Origin of the sequence: Photobacterium sp. GB-72, from assembly GCF_003026095.1 — a bacterium.
Taxonomy (GTDB): Bacteria; Pseudomonadota; Gammaproteobacteria; order Enterobacterales; family Vibrionaceae; genus Photobacterium.
Genome location: NZ_PYNV01000006.1, coordinates 59,053 through 75,074 on the forward strand (window position 1 = coordinate 59,053; position 16,022 = coordinate 75,074).

Annotated in this window: 6 protein-coding genes; 5 read left to right on the forward strand and 1 reads right to left on the reverse strand. The window is 40.6% G+C overall.

Annotated elements, in window-relative coordinates; genetic code table 11:
- Positions 1-172: 172 nt before the first annotated feature.
- From C9J40_RS09115 to C9J40_RS09135, 5 genes are all read left to right on the forward strand, one after another.
- On the forward strand, positions 173-7,591 hold the full coding sequence (locus tag C9J40_RS09115) for an Ig-like domain-containing protein (protein ID WP_107246604.1): 7,419 nt from the start codon (positions 173-175) through the stop codon (positions 7,589-7,591).
- A 64-nt stretch (positions 7,592-7,655) separates the two neighbouring features.
- Positions 7,656-9,830, forward strand: a complete 2,175-nt coding sequence (locus C9J40_RS09120) for a type I secretion system permease/ATPase (protein WP_107246606.1) — start codon at positions 7,656-7,658, stop codon at positions 9,828-9,830.
- Positions 9,823-11,205, forward strand: coding sequence for an HlyD family type I secretion periplasmic adaptor subunit (locus tag C9J40_RS09125; protein ID WP_107246607.1), 1,383 nt, complete (start codon positions 9,823-9,825; stop codon positions 11,203-11,205). The genes C9J40_RS09120 and C9J40_RS09125 overlap by 8 nt, the downstream gene beginning before the upstream one ends.
- A gap of 30 nt (positions 11,206-11,235) precedes the next feature.
- Positions 11,236-12,606, forward strand: coding sequence for a TolC family outer membrane protein (locus C9J40_RS09130; protein WP_107246609.1), 1,371 nt, complete (start codon positions 11,236-11,238; stop codon positions 12,604-12,606).
- The gene (locus C9J40_RS09135) at positions 12,606-13,214 is read left to right on the forward strand and encodes an OmpA family protein (RefSeq protein WP_107246611.1); all 609 of its coding nucleotides are present in this window, start codon (positions 12,606-12,608) and stop codon (positions 13,212-13,214) included. Before C9J40_RS09130 ends, C9J40_RS09135 begins: the two co-directional genes overlap by 1 nt.
- 91 nt (positions 13,215-13,305) lie before the next feature.
- Here C9J40_RS09135 and C9J40_RS09140 read toward each other — a convergent pair whose 3' ends face one another.
- Entirely contained in the window at positions 13,306-15,495 is a 2,190-nt protein-coding gene (locus C9J40_RS09140) for an LruC domain-containing protein (protein ID WP_107246612.1), read from the reverse strand.
- Positions 15,496-16,022 lie beyond the last annotated feature (527 nt).

A 16,022-nucleotide genomic window follows, 5' to 3' on the forward strand; every position in this document is an offset into this window, starting at 1 on the left:
ATTAATAATTAACATGCAAATTTGTTGAGGTGGTGACAAAAAAATGACACCATATGATATATAAAATAAGTGTGAACTTATTAAATTGTTTTTGTGCCAATTACCATCAGGTGATAATACCACTAGAGCTATATCTATCTGATTTTGTAACTAAACAAGGATTGTTTATTCCATGAAATCTTTTGCGGTCGTTCAAGAAAGTAAAGTATTGTCATTTTCTGGCAATGTTGAATTGAGTAATGAAATGGGTAACAAGGTTGTTACTGAGCAGCTCATGTTGTCAGTTGGCGATGTATTAATATTGCCTAATTATGCAACTGTGAGTTTGGAGCAGTCAGATGGAACACAAGTCGTATTTTCTAATGTTAATTCTAATAGTGTAGAAGAAGATCTTCCTGATGAGATAGCCAACCTTCAGGCTTTAATTGCTTCTGGAGAGGATCCAACCCTTATTGCGGAAGCTACTGCAGCTGGTCTTCAAAACATTAGTAATAGTGGTGGTTTTAGTTTTAATAGCATTGAAAGAAACGCAAAAGAAATCATAGCTGAGTCTGGATATGATAGTCGTGATACCAGTCCTCGTCCTCCTGCCTCTCCTTACAATGATGGTAATGATTTTTATAGTCCTTCAAAACCACTAGAGCAGCAATCTCCTCAAGATGACGGTAAATCGAATATATCAATAAACAGCAAGCCTATTATTGTCGATGAAAACGGTGCGCCAGAAGGTGAGAGTATTACGGTAAGCACCGATGAAGAAGTCGCCGTGAGCGGTCAACTGTCCGCGACCGATGCGGATGGTGATAGCTTAACGTTCACTTCATCGACCAATCCAACCAATGGCACCGTCGTCGTCAACACTGATGGCACGTGGACTTACACACCTAAGACTAATTTCCACGGTGAAGATAGCTTTAACGTTGAGGTCAGTGACGGCAACGGCGGCACCGATACGATCACTGTTAATGTGACCGTGAATCCTATCAGTGATGCGCCAGTGATTGTTGATGATAACAATAATCCACTGGGCACAGATATTGGTGTTGAGACCGATGAAGAAGTCGCAGTGAGCGGCAAATTGTCCGCGACCGATGTTGATGGCGATAGCTTAACGTTCACTTCATCGACGAATCCAACGAACGGTACAGTTACCGTCAACACTGATGGCACATGGACTTACACACCAAACAGTGACTTTAATGGCAAAGATAGCTTTAAGGTTGAGGTCAGTGACGGCAAAGGTGGTACTGACACCATCACGGTGAATATCAAAGTTAATCCAATCAATGATGCGCCAGTATTGGTTGACGATAACAATGATCCTCTGGGTAGTGACATTACTGTCACGACCGATGAAGAAGTGGCAGTGAGCGGCAAACTGTCAGCAACAGATGTTGATGGTGATAGCTTAACCTTCACGCAAAGTTCTACCCCGGCAAATGGTCAAGTGACGGTTAACACTGACGGTACGTGGACTTACACACCAAACAATGATTTTAACGGTGATGATAGCTTTAAGGTTGAAGTCAGTGACGGCCAAGGTGGCATCGATACTATTACTGTTAACGTAACCGTAAAGCCAATCAATGATGCACCAGTATTGGTTGATGATAACAATGATCCATTAGGCAGTGACATTACCGTTACGACAGATGAAGAAGTCGCCGTGAGCGGTCAACTGTCCGCGACAGATGTTGATGGTGATAGCTTAACCTTCACGCAAAGTTCTAATCCGACAAATGGTCAAGTGACGGTTAACACTGATGGTACGTGGACTTACACACCAAACAATGATTTTAACGGTGATGATAGCTTTAACGTTGAAGTCAGTGACGGCAACGGCGGTACAGATACTATTACTGTTAATGTGACCGTAAAGCCAATCAATGATGCACCAGTATTGGTTGATGATAACAATGATCCACTGGGCAGTGACATTACCGTTACGACAGATGAAGAAGTCGCCGTGAGCGGTCAACTGTCCGCGACCGATGTTGACGGTGATAACTTAACCTTCACGCAAAGTTCTAACCCGACCAATGGTCAAGTGACGGTTAACACTGACGGTACGTGGACTTACACACCAAACAATGATTTTAACGGTGATGATAGCTTTAACGTTGAAGTCAGTGACGGCAAGGGTGGTACTGACACCATCACTGTTAATGTAACCGTGAATCCAGTCAATGATGCACCAGTATTGGTTGATGACAACAATGATCCATTAGGCAATGACATTGCTGTCACGACCGATGAAGAAGTCGCCGTGAGCGGCAAACTGTCCGCGACCGATGCGGATGGTGATAGCTTAACCTTCACGCAAAGTTCTAACCCGACCAATGGTCAAGTGACAGTTAACACTGATGGCACGTGGACTTACACACCTAAGACTAATTTCCACGGTGAAGATAGCTTTAAGGTGGAAGTCAGTGACGGCAACGGCGGTACAGATACTATTACTGTTAATGTGACCGTGAAGCCAATCAATGATGCGCCAGTATTGGTTGATGATAACAATGATCCATTAGGCAGTGACATTACCGTTACGACCGATGAAGAAGTCGCAGTGAGCGGTCAACTGTCTGCGACAGATGCAGATGGTGATAGCTTAACCTTCACGCAAAGTTCTAACCCGTCAAATGGTCAAGTGACGGTTAACACTGATGGCACGTGGACTTACACACCTAAGACTAATTTCCATGGTGATGATAGCTTTAAGGTTGAGGTCAGTGACGGCAACGGTGGCACTGACACCATCACTGTTAATGTGACCGTGAAGCCAATCAATGATGCGCCAGTATTGGTTGATGATAACAATGATCCATTAGGCAGTGACATTACCGTCACGACCGATGAAGAAGTCGCAGTGAGCGGTCAACTGTCAGCGACCGATGCAGATGGTGATAGCTTAACCTTCACGCAAAGTTCTAACCCGACAAATGGTCAAGTGACGGTTAACACTGACGGTACGTGGACTTACACACCAAACAATGATTTTAACGGTGATGATAGCTTTAACGTTGAAGTCAGTGACGGCAACGGCGGTACAGATACTATTACTGTTAATGTGACCGTGAAGCCAATCAATGATGCGCCAGTATTGGTTGACGATAACAATGATCCTCTGGGTAGTGACATTACCGTTACGACAGATGAAGAAGTCGCAGTGAGCGGTCAACTGTCCGCGACCGATGTTGATGGTGATAGCTTAACCTTCACGCAAAGTTCTAATCCGACAAATGGTCAAGTGACGGTTAACACTGACGGCACATGGACTTACACACCAAACAATGACTTTAACGGTGATGATAGCTTTAAGGTTGAAGTCAGTGATGGCAACGGTGGCATCGATACTATTACTGTTAACGTAACCGTGAAGCCAATCAATGATGCGCCAGTATTGGTTGACGATAACAATGATCCTCTGGGTAGTGACATTACTGTCACGACTGATGAAGAAGTGGCAGTGAGCGGCAAACTGTCCGCGACCGATGCGGATGGTGATAGCTTAACCTTCACGCAAAGTTCTAACCCGACAAATGGTCAAGTGACGGTTAACACTGACGGTACGTGGACTTACACACCAAACAATGATTTTAACGGTGATGATAGCTTTAACGTTGAAGTCAGTGACGGCAACGGCGGCACCGATACCATCACCGTGAATATCAAAGTTAATCCAATCAATGATGCGCCAGTATTGGTTGACGATAACAATGATCCTCTGGGTAGTGACATTACCGTTACGACAGATGAAGAAGTCGCAGTGAGCGGTCAACTGTCCGCGACCGATGTTGATGGTGATAGCTTAACCTTCACGCAAATTTCTAACCCGACCAATGGTCAAGTGACGGTTAACACTGACGGTACGTGGACTTACACACCAAACAATGACTTTAACGGTGATGATAGCTTTAAGGTGGAAGTCAGTGACGGCAACGGCGGCACCGACACCATTACCGTGAATATCAAAGTTAATCCAATCAATGATGCGCCAGTATTGGTTGATGATAACAATAATCCATTAGGCAGTGACATTACCGTCACGACCGATGAAGAAGTCGCCGTGAGCGGTCAACTGTCTGCGACCGATGTTGATGGTGATAACTTAACCTTCACGCAAAGTTCTAACCCGTCAAATGGTCAAGTGACGGTTAACACTGATGGCACATGGACTTACACACCTAAGACTAATTTCCACGGTGATGATAGCTTTAAGGTTGAAGTCAGTGATGGTAAAGGTGGTACCGACACCATCACCGTGAATATCAAAGTTAATCCAATCAATGATGCGCCAGTATTGGTTGATGACAACAATAATCCACTGGGCAGTGACATTACCGTTACGACCGATGAAGAAGTCGCAGTGAGCGGCAAACTGACCGCGACCGATGTTGATGGTGATAGCTTAACCTTCACGCAAAGTTCTAATCCAACCAATGGCACAGTGACCGTCAATACGGATGGCACATGGACTTACACACCAAACAGTGACTTTAATGGTGATGATAGCTTTAAGGTTGAAGTCAGTGACGGCAACGGCGGCACTGACACCATCACAGTTAATGTAACCGTGAATCCAGTCAATGATGCACCAGTATTGGTTGATGATAACAATGATCCATTAGGCAGTGACATTACTGTCACGACAGATGAAGAAGTCGCCGTGAGCGGTCAACTGTCCGCGACCGATGTTGATGGTGATAGCTTAACCTTCACTTCATCGACCAACCCAACCAATGGCACCGTCGTCGTGAATACTGACGGCACGTGGACTTACACACCAAACAGCGACTTTAATGGTAGCGACAAATTTGATGTTATCGTCAGTGACGGCAAGGGTGGCACCGATACCATCACTGTAAATGTGACCGTGAATCCAATCAATGATGCACCAGTACTGGTTGATGATAACAATGATCCATTAGGCACAGACATTGCCGTCACGACAGATGAAGAAGTGGCAGTGAGCGGCAAACTGTCAGCAACAGATGTTGATGGTGATAGCTTAACCTTCACGCAAAGTTCTAACCCGACCAATGGTCAAGTGACGGTTAACACTGATGGCACGTGGACTTACACACCAAACAATGATTTTAACGGTGATGATAGCTTTAACGTTGAGGTCAGTGACGGCAACGGCGGTACAGATACTATTACTGTTAATGTGACCGTGAATCCAATCAATGATGCGCCAGTATTGGTTGATGACAACAATGATCCACTGGGCAGTGACATTACCGTTACGACTGATGAAGAAGTCGCAGTGAGCGGTCAACTGTCCGCGACAGATGTTGATGGTGATAGCTTAATCTTCACTTCATCGACCAATCCAACCAATGGCACCGTCGTCGTGAATACTGACGGTACATGGGAATACACCCCTAAGACTAATTTCCATGGTGATGATAGCTTTAAGGTGGAAGTCAGTGACGGCAACGGCGGCACTGACACCATCACCGTGAATATCAAAGTTAATCCAATCAATGATGCACCAGTATTGGTTGATGATAACAATGATCCACTGGGCAGTGACATTACCGTTACGACAGATGAAGAAGTCGCAGTGAGCGGCAAACTGTCTGCGACAGATGTTGATGGTGATAGCTTAACGTTCACTTCATCGACGAATCCAACGAACGGTACAGTTACCGTCAATACGGATGGTACGTGGACTTACACACCAAACAATGATTTTAACGGTGATGATAGCTTTAACGTTGAAGTCAGTGACGGCCAAGGTGGCACCGATACCATAACCGTGATTATCAAAGTTAATCCAATCAACGATGCGCCAGTATTGGTTGATGATAACAATGATCCATTAGGCAGTGACATTACCGTCACTACCGATGAAGAAGTGGCAGTGAGCGGTCAACTGTCTGCGACAGATGCTGATGGTGATAGTTTAACGTTCACATCACTGACAAATCCAACGAACGGCACAGTTACCGTCAATACGGATGGTTCATGGGAATACACACCTAATACTAATTTTCATGGTGAAGATAGCTTTGACGTTGAGGTCAGTGACGGCAAAGGTGGCACTGATACCATCACTGTTAAACTAGACGTTGTTGCTATTGCAGATCCAATTCTTGTCACCGTGAATTTATTAGGTACTCCTGTTTACAATACTGGCGGTAAATATGAAGGTGGAAAGAACTATGTCGATTGGGAAACAGTTGTTAAAGAGTACGGTGATAAAGCAAGAACGTTAACACAGAAGGTTGATACTCCATATGAAAATACATTATCGACTGAAAGTTTAGCTTATAGAGGAATGGAGCTCAGCGATCATATTGTTATTCAATCAACTGGCGATAACATTTTGGTCGGTGAAGATGGGATTATAGGTAATTCAACGATTGATGGTAGCCCAATAACAGGTCTAGTTAACGACACATTAACTGCTGGTGCCGGTAATGATATTTTAATGGGTGAGCAAGGGGATGATTCACTATATGGTGCCGCAGGAGTTGATACAGCAGTATATGCTGGAAATTTCTCTGATTACGATATTACTAAACCTGTCGAAACCTCAGGATCATCGATATTTTTTGAAGTAACAGATAAACGAGTAACAAGTGGCGAAAATGTATATGCACGAGAAGGCTCAGATGATCTCTACGACATTGAACGCCTTCAATTTGCTGATGGCACATACTATTGGGATGGTGATAGCTGGATCAAAGAGCAACCAACTTACACGTATACGTTAGATATTAACGTTATGCTAACGGATACAGATGGTAGCGAGTCAATTAGCCAAATATTATTGTCAGGATTACCTAAAGATACCAAAGTAATTAGCGCGGATGGTACAACCGTTCTCGGTATTGCCAATGCTGCTGGTGAGATTGAACTAACGGGATTATGGCAAAACACGGATACGCAAGTTTCACTTCCTGGTTTACAAATTACCGTACCAGCAGAATCAGCAGATTCAATTGAGTTAACGGTAACGGCGACTGGTAAAGAAAATAGTAGTAGCAGTGAAAATTATGGCTCTGATAGCGTGTTATTTGATAATAACATTATCAATGGCTCGGATGTTGATAATGACCTTGTCGGTAGTACCGGTATCGATATTCTTAATGGCTTGCTAGGTAATGATAAACTTTCGAGTGGTGAGGGTAACGATACATTAAATGGCGGTGAGGGCGATGATCTTCTAATTGGTGGTCAAGGCAATGATCTTCTTAATGGCGGGATCGGTGCTGATACATTTACTTGGAGTAAAAGTGAGTCTATTAGCGATATAGATACCATTCGAGATTTTGATTTAGCGGAAGATAAATTAAACCTCAGCGATTTATTAAAAGATGCAACCGCAGAAACGTTAGATGACTTCTTATCGATTAGTCAAAATAATGATGATAGCGTTATTTCAATCAAAACGGGAAATGATCAGTCAGTAAACATTATTCTAGAAGATATCGATTCAAACAGCTTGAAAGATAAGCTTGGTGTTATCACCAATAACTTATTAAGTAATGATAATGGTGAAATCATTTTAAATACTCAGATGCTTGATAGTATTTCGATTGATAAGCCAATGACATTACCACCACAGCAAGATGATAATTAAATATGAATAGAGAAAATGGATATTCCTGTTCGTAGTAATAAAAAGTAACAAGGACGTATAATTCATGATATCCACAGCTGAAAATAAGCAGGAATATTGGAGTATTCCTGCTTCATTAAAAACAACGGATGATCCATTATTGGATAGTCTTGTTATTTTGTCTGAATATTATGGAAACCCTTGTTCTGGAGATGCGTTAATTGCAGGGCTTCCTCTTGAAAGTGCTTTAGTCACGCCTGATATATTTCCTCAAGCAGCAGCAAGAGCAGGTTTAACCGCAAAATTATTACGTAAATTGTTATCAGATATAACGCCACTTGTTTTGCCTTGTGTTTTACTTTTAAAAGATAAGCAAGCATGTATTTTAAGGGAATTAGATCAAGTAAATAACCTTGCTGTGATTCAATTTTCTGATAATGGTGGCGAATCTGAAATTTCATTAGAAGAGCTAGAAAGTTGCTATACGGGGTATTGCTTCTTTATTAAGAAGCAATACCGAGGTGACCAAAGTGTTGATGTTCATCAACATGTTAGTTACGGTCACTGGTTATGGAATATGATTAAAGAAGCCAGCCCTATTTATCGAGACGTATTAATTGCTTCGATATTAGTGAATGTTTTTGCTTTAATCTCTCCCTTATTTATGATGAATGTGTACGATAAAATTGTACCTAATTTAGCATTTGAATCATTATGGGTTTTAGCCAGCGGTGCTGTCGTTGCTTTTATATTTGATTTTTTAATGCGTCATATTAGAGGGTATTTAATCGATTTAGCTGGGAAGAAAATTGATATTGTTGTTTCATCTCGTTTATTTGAAAAAGTGATTGGAATTCCATTATCAAAACGTCCATCTTCAGTTGGTGGAATGGCAAAACAATTAGGTGAATTTGATAATGTTCGTGACATGTTGACGTCAGCAACGATAACGACATTAATTGATTTACCTTTTGCTTTATTATTCTTATTAGTTATTTATTTTGTTGCTGGCGACCTTGCTGTTATTCCATTAATTGCAGGCTTATTAATTATTGGTTATACATTACTGGTTCAACCTAAATTAAAAATAGCCGTTGAGGAGTCTAATAAGTTTTCAGCGTTAAAACATGGACATTTAATTGAAAGTTTAACGGCGATAGAGGCGATTAAATCAAATAGTGCAGAAGGGATGATACAACGGCACTGGCAACAGATGATCGCACATACTGCTAATTGGCAGTTAAAAGTTAAAAAAATCTCTAACTCTGTTTCGTATTTTGCCACCTTTATTACTCAGTTAACGGCTATTGGTGTTGTGGTTTTAGGCGTTTATCGTGTATCAACGGTCGATATATCCATGGGTGGGATTATCGCTGCTGTCATGTTATCAAGCCGTGTTGTTTCTCCTATGGCTCAGTTAGCAAATTTATTAACAAGAGCCAATCAAACGTCAAGTTCTCTGCGTCAATTAGATCAACTGATGCAAGAAGAAAGTGAATTTGAAGACAAAGCACATTTGATCAGTCGCCATAGAATGAAAGGAGCTATTAAGGCAGAAAATGTCCAATTTTCGTATCCGAATCAGAAAAAATGCACGATTGACTCTGCGAACTTTTCAATTAAACCGGGTGAGAAAATCGCGATTCTTGGTAAAAATGGTTCAGGTAAAACGTCATTAGCGAAGTTATTAGCGGGGCTATATTGCCCAACAGAAGGAAGTCTACGCTTTGATGGCATTGATCGTGAACAAATTCACCCCGCAGATTTGCGAAGAAATATTGGTTACATGCCACAAGATATCACGCTTATTCATGGCACTATTCGTGACAATATTATGTTTGGAACGAGACAAGTCACTGAACATCAGTTGTTGCGTGCAATTCAACTCTCAGGTGTTAGCAGCTTTACAGATAGCGACTCAGAAGGTTTAGATAAACAAGTTGGAGAGTTAGGAAACGCATTATCGAGAGGGCAGCGTCAAGCAGTCGCACTAGCTCAGGCGATATTAAATGATCCTCCAATTTTATTAATGGATGAGCCAACAGCAAGTATGGATGCACATGCAGAGAAGCGTTTTATGCATTCAATGCAGCATGTTGCCATAAATCGAACCTTGCTAATTATCACCCATAAAATGTCATTACTACCGCTTGTGGATCGCATTATCGTCGTTGATAACGGTAAGATCGTTTTAGATGATCAACGTGAAAAAGTATTGAAACAGTTACAGCAAGGTGTATCGGGAGGCCGGAATGAATAAGCCTTTTTCCGACCAAGATCAAGAGATGATGGATGATGTCTACAACGCGATGATGATTGATTCGCCAAGAAAGCATCGTTATATGGTATGGGCACTGTTTTTTATGTTGATATGTTTCTTTATTTGGGCTTTTTTTGCTCAATTGGAACTTGTCACTAGAGGCTCTGGTAAGGTTATTCCATCATCACAAGTACAAGTAATTCAAAGTTACGATGGCGGTCTGTTGCAAGCGCTATACGTGGAAGAAGGAATGACAGTTAAAAAAGGTCAACCCCTTGTACGTATTGATGATACTCGTTTTCGTTCTGATTTAGCTCAGCAAGAAGACGAAGAAGATAGCTTAAACACGAATATTGCCCGTTTTCGGCAAGAACTGAAAAGCATTGTAATTGATGATGATATTAAAGACTGGAAAGAACGGATTAAGATCAATATCGAGCCGCTTGTTTTCTCCCAAGAACTTGCACAAAAAGAGCCTGAACTCATCGCTCGCCAGCAGGATGAATATCAAGGGCGGTTAGAAGAACTTCAAAATCAATTGGCGATCCTTGCTCGTCAAATTGTTCAACAGCAACAGGAAAGTTACGCATTATCATCTCGAATTCGCACCCTGAAAAGTAGCTTAAAACTGATTAATAAAGAATTAGTAATGACAAAGCCTTTAGCGAAAAAGGGCATTGTCTCGGAAGTTGAACTGTTGCAGTTAGAGCGTAAAGTCAATGAAACCAAAGGTGAACTTTCGGCACTTTATGCTGAACAACCGAAGGTAAAAGCCGCTTTAGATGAATCTATTTTAAAGCGACGTGAAGCCGTGTTGAATTATCAAAAAGATGTACGAGCTCAACTTAATGAAATGACAGCCAAACTTTCACGTTTAACCGAAGCGCAGGTTGGCTCGCAGGATAAAGTAGATAAAGCGATATTACATTCACCCGTAAATGGCACAATTAAAAGTATCAATATAACAACCATTGGTGGCGTGGTTAAACCCGGTGAAGCCATATTAGATATCGTACCAACGGAAGATAACTTATTAATTGAAGCAAAGATCCAGCCTAAAGATATTGCATTTTTACACCCTGGGTTACCGGCTGTTGTAAAAGTAACAGCGTATGACTTTACTCGTTACGGCGGGCTTGAAGGCTCTGTTGTGAATATTAGTGCAGATACCTCGCAAGATGAAGAGGGCAATAGTTATTACTTAGTAAAGGTTCGCACAACAAACTCACATTTAATGAAATCAGATCAGACACCTTTGCCTATTATTCCCGGTATGTTGACATCTGTTGATGTAATTACAGGAAAAAGAACAGTTTTAGAATACATACTTAACCCGATTTTAAGAGCTAAGGAAATGGCGCTTAGAGAGCGCTAAACCATAAAAATAAGAGAAGGATATTCATTTATGCGTTATGGAATACGCGATTGTATTAAGAAGAGTTTGATTACAACAGCCATTGTTTCATCGTTATATCCAGTGTCAGCCATGAGCCAAACATTAGAGCAAGCTGTTGCGGTTACTTTAGATACTAACCCTCAGTTACAGCAGGCTTTAAGTCAATTTAAAGCCCGAGAGGAGCAAGGTAATCAAGTGTTTGGTGACTATTTACCGACTGTTGATTTGACGGCGAGTTATGGTTTTAAGCAAAGCTCAACTCCTCAGAGTCGATTACAAACAGAAGATATGGTTGATTCAGAATCACCAGAAGTTGGAATTAGTATCCGACAAGTATTATTTAATGGCTTTTTAACAGGACATGAATTATCACGTTTAGATTTTGAAGCTAAAGCGGATCAACTAAAACTTTTTGCTACAGCGGAAGATATCGCGCTTTCGGTGGTAAAAGTCTACATCAATTACTTAGTAGAAGAGCAGATTGTTAAGTTAGCAGAAAACAATGTTGAAAAGCATCAGCTTTTGTTTGACCAAATAAAAGAGAAAACAGAATCTGGCTTAGGTTCAAGCGCTGATTTATCTCAAAGTAAAGGGCGTTTAGCACGTGCTAATTCTAATTTAATGTCAGCACAAAATAATCTCGCTGATGCACGAAGTGAATTTATTCGAGTGGTTAATGAATCGCCAGAGAATGTAATTGTGCCAATGGCCGATCAAGACAAACTTCCATCATCATTAGAACAAGCGATTGAAATAGCACAAAAAAATAATCCGATATTGAAATCATCCAACAGTGATATTAATGCAGCGCGTTCAGAGAGAGAGGCTTTAAAATCTAACTATTATCCTGAAGTCACTTTGGAGCTTGGTGGTAAATGGTCAGATGAAAAGTTTGATTATGAAAATGCGCTTGAAGGGGAAGATAAAGAGTTACAGGCAGGGATTCAGTTACGTTATAACCTCTTTAATGGTGGCAAAGACACGTCTCGAGTTCGTGAAGCAGCATATAGAATTGATGAAGCAAAAAGTGTTCATCAAAATACATCACGCGATGTAAGAGATGGTACAACACTCGCTTGGAATGCTAATACCTTTTTGGCTAAGCAACGAGACTTTATCCGTACACATGTTGAGGCTTCGAAAGAAACCCAATCAGCGTATGAGCAGCAATTTAAATTAGGCCAACGTTCATTATTAGACTTGTTAGATTCTGAAAACGAATTGTTTGAAGCGCGAAAAAGTTATTTACGCGCTGAGTTTGATGAGCTTGTTTCACAATACCGCATATTACATGCAACAGGGCAGCTAATCTCATCACTACGTGTAACAACGCCTGAGAACTGGAACAGTGAAGCAACTCGTCAAGGAGAGAGTGAATAATGAAAAAAAATAGACTATTAAGTTCGTTAGTCATTATGTCTACAATGATTAGCGGTTGTGCTTCATCCGACGGTTCTGAATCACAAACAACGACACAGCAATACGATCTACGTGACTTAGATGGTGATGGTGTGATTGAAGCACGCGATCAATGCCCAAACAGTGTGCCAGGCTCATTTGTTAATAATGTTGGCTGTGGAAAAGAGAAAGAAACTTCTGAGCGTGTAGATCTTAAATTAAATTTTGCTAATAATTCAGCCGTTATTAAACCCGTGTATCAGCGTGAAATAGAGGCCATTGCTAATTTTATGCATCAGTACCCTGACTCGTCTGTGACGATTGAAGGGCACTGTAGCAAGACCGGTAGCTATGAGTTGAATATGGCACTGTCTCAGGCTCGTGCTGAAGCTGTGGTTGATATGTTGAAAGATACATTCTTTATTGACCCTAATCGTCTACAAGCAATAGGTTATGGTTACACCAAGCCTATTGATGATAGTGAAACAGAGATTGCTGCAGAGCGAAATAGACGTGTTATCGCAGCGGTATCAGGCACAGATAAAACAATTGATATGAAGTGGAATATTTATTCGGTAGATGATGAATAAGTGCCACAGATAAACAATTAACGAGCTACAGTAAAAGCCGACAGTGTGAAAGCACTGTCGGCTTTTTTATATTCATCGCTTACGAATAGATTTACTCGAAGAGCTTAGTAATATCTGAGTTCGCACGAAGATACCAGTCCGTATTAGTACTACCGCCAGATACAGAGAAACTTTGAAGATCAGGGTAGGCTTCAAGTATGTTTATCCCTTCGCTAGGGTGATCCCATGTTCCATCAACTACGATAGCCCATGGAATACCGTTTGAAGTATGATAGGTATCACAGTTAATACCAGGGCAGTCGCTATCTACATAGGCAGAATCATCATGTTCAGTTGCAAAATAAGCAGTATTTGCCTTACTTGAAACGTCTGTATTTTTCAGATGAATCTCAATTGCACGGCCATCAGTTGCACGCGTACCTTCGCCATGATCAATACCTGGCGTACCAAATAGAAATGGGTTCAAAGGCATGCTGGGAACACTCGATGATGCTAATGGCGTTATGAAAGGAATGCTTGCTTCAAATTGGAATAAATCAGCGGCATCGGAATTACACCCCGTCCATACTCTGTAAAAAGTTCCTAAGAATCCTGAACAGGTTGGGGTCGGTATTTCTGTAAGGAGATTATTTGAAATAATTGCAACCGCATCAGTTGTGCCCGATTCTAATATCTGTTTAGGGTGTAAGGTTGATCCATTAATCACTAACTTAGTTCTGTCCGCATCTACGGCAGAAACGGGAATACCATCAAATTTTACAGCGAAACCATTCGCAAAGTCTGCACCGTATGCTCTTAAATTTCCATATATATCATAGCGGAGAACATCACCCGCAGAGTTCGTTACTTTATCAACGCGGTAATATATAACGACATCATTAAAGTCGAAATCGCCTTCTTGCGGCCAGTCATCCTCATATGCCAATGTTACCCAAGAGCCTGAGGATGGGTACCAGTTATGGGTAACGGGTTGGGAATCAATCGTTACTTGGTGATCTTCTACTTCACCGTAAGAGGTCCCCCCATAAGATAATAAACCTGCATTTTTGGAAATACGAAAACGAGCCCATATTTGTCCAGTGGCTGCATCGTCAGGCACTCTAATTTTCAGAACATGACTTGCTGGTGTTGTTCCATCTCCAGCGGTTAATAACTCATCATCAATCGCATGTTCTGTTGCCTCATCAAATACACCATTATTATTCCAATCAAACCATGCATTGATAAAACCATTTGCTGAGCCACCAATAGTCACGTTAACTAAACCGTCAGAACCTTGTCTAAAGTTTGCCGGAAACGAAATACCGTCTTCATCAGCAACACTATTGGCATCATCTGAATTCGGTGAAACAAAAGCATCGCCTTCTGTATCAATGTTGGAACCAAAATAATAATTGACGCCTGAAATATTGTAGTGACGAGCGCCGTTAGTAGAAAGGGATGTTTTGTATGTATCAGGAGCATCACCAAAATCTGTATTTTCAGCAACTATGGCAGACGTTGAACACCTAGCGCCATCGTTCAACGTTGAAGTCGGACCATCAGAATAAAAAACGGCATTTGATGTAAAACTCGATAAATCACTTAAATCAATTCTATAAATGGCGCCATCATCGTTACGGCTTAGGTAGAGGAAACCATTTGAATCGAAATACTGCGCACCAAAACCACCGTTTTCTGGAACATTGATCCCACCAATTTCAACAAACGATGCACTATTGGGTGTAGTAAAGTTAGTTATTTCATAAAGCTTTTTATTGTCGCTATCAACAGTAAATAGTCGTCCAGATGAATCGGGATGAAAAGCCATATCATGAAGGTTTAATGTGGCACTACTGGGTGTCATGACGAGAGTAACAGATAAAGTCGTTAGATCTATCTCGTACATACCTACACCCTGTCTGTATATATAATATTTATTATTATAAACGTCACCAGTTGGATAGGGCATGGTGGTGTCAATACCTGTGACGGGAATACTTTCGAAATCAAAAAGCTGATTTATACGGACAATTTCTTCATTATTTACGTCGTATCCGTAAATATAACTGTCTGTTACGTTAAATCCGACAGCATTAACTTGAGATGCCATCGTTTTCGATGGGCGATAAAATCCAGAAGATAAATCCATTTGGTACACTACAGTTGGATTACCTTGAAACAAAAAAGCATTACTAGGGCAGCCACCATTGTCAGTGAATGCATGCGGTATGATGCTGTGGGCCGAGGTTGAAACTAAGGCTAACGAGCATGCTAGTAAAGAGTGTTTTAAACACTTCATATCTTTGCCTCACTCAGTTAAAAATATTAATGGAAGTAATTGAGCCTTTCATCATTGAAAAATTTACAAGTATCAAGCCAATAAATATTTAAAAAAGCAGTCGGGTAATTATATGATTTATCTGTTAATTAAATTTTCGAATAATCTAGTTATGATCTAATAGGGTAAAGAAATCATAATGATTCTAAGATTGAAAATATAAATTAGACATTAATGTATTCATATATATACTTCTAAGTAAAAATAAAATATAAGAATTGTTTCATATTTAACTTATGATCTCTATCATAAGCGATTGCTTTGTTTGTCTAGTAAAAATACAGGAATGCACATTTAATAATTATATGATTTAAATTGCACTCTAATATAAAGTTTAGAATTGGTTAATAGAAGTATCAAGAAAGTAAGATAAAAAGAACGTAGAAAATTGTCGTATAACAGCTTCTTTTTCTAAACAATAACATCATCATCGTATGTGACTTTCAACTAATTGAAAGCATTCAGACTGTTCTGAAGAAAAAACGTTG

Coding starts and splice junctions, on each gene's coding strand:
- C9J40_RS09115 (WP_107246604.1), top strand. CDS start 173: ATGAAATCTTTTGCGGTCGTTCAAGAAAGTAAAGTATTGTCATTTTCT.
- C9J40_RS09120 (WP_107246606.1), top strand. CDS start 7,656: ATGATATCCACAGCTGAAAATAAGCAGGAATATTGGAGTATTCCTGCT.
- C9J40_RS09125 (WP_107246607.1), top strand. CDS start 9,823: ATGAATAAGCCTTTTTCCGACCAAGATCAAGAGATGATGGATGATGTC.
- C9J40_RS09130 (WP_107246609.1), top strand. CDS start 11,236: ATGCGTTATGGAATACGCGATTGTATTAAGAAGAGTTTGATTACAACA.
- C9J40_RS09135 (WP_107246611.1), top strand. CDS start 12,606: ATGAAAAAAAATAGACTATTAAGTTCGTTAGTCATTATGTCTACAATG.
- C9J40_RS09140 (WP_107246612.1), bottom strand. CDS start 15,495: ATGAAGTGTTTAAAACACTCTTTACTAGCATGCTCGTTAGCCTTAGTT.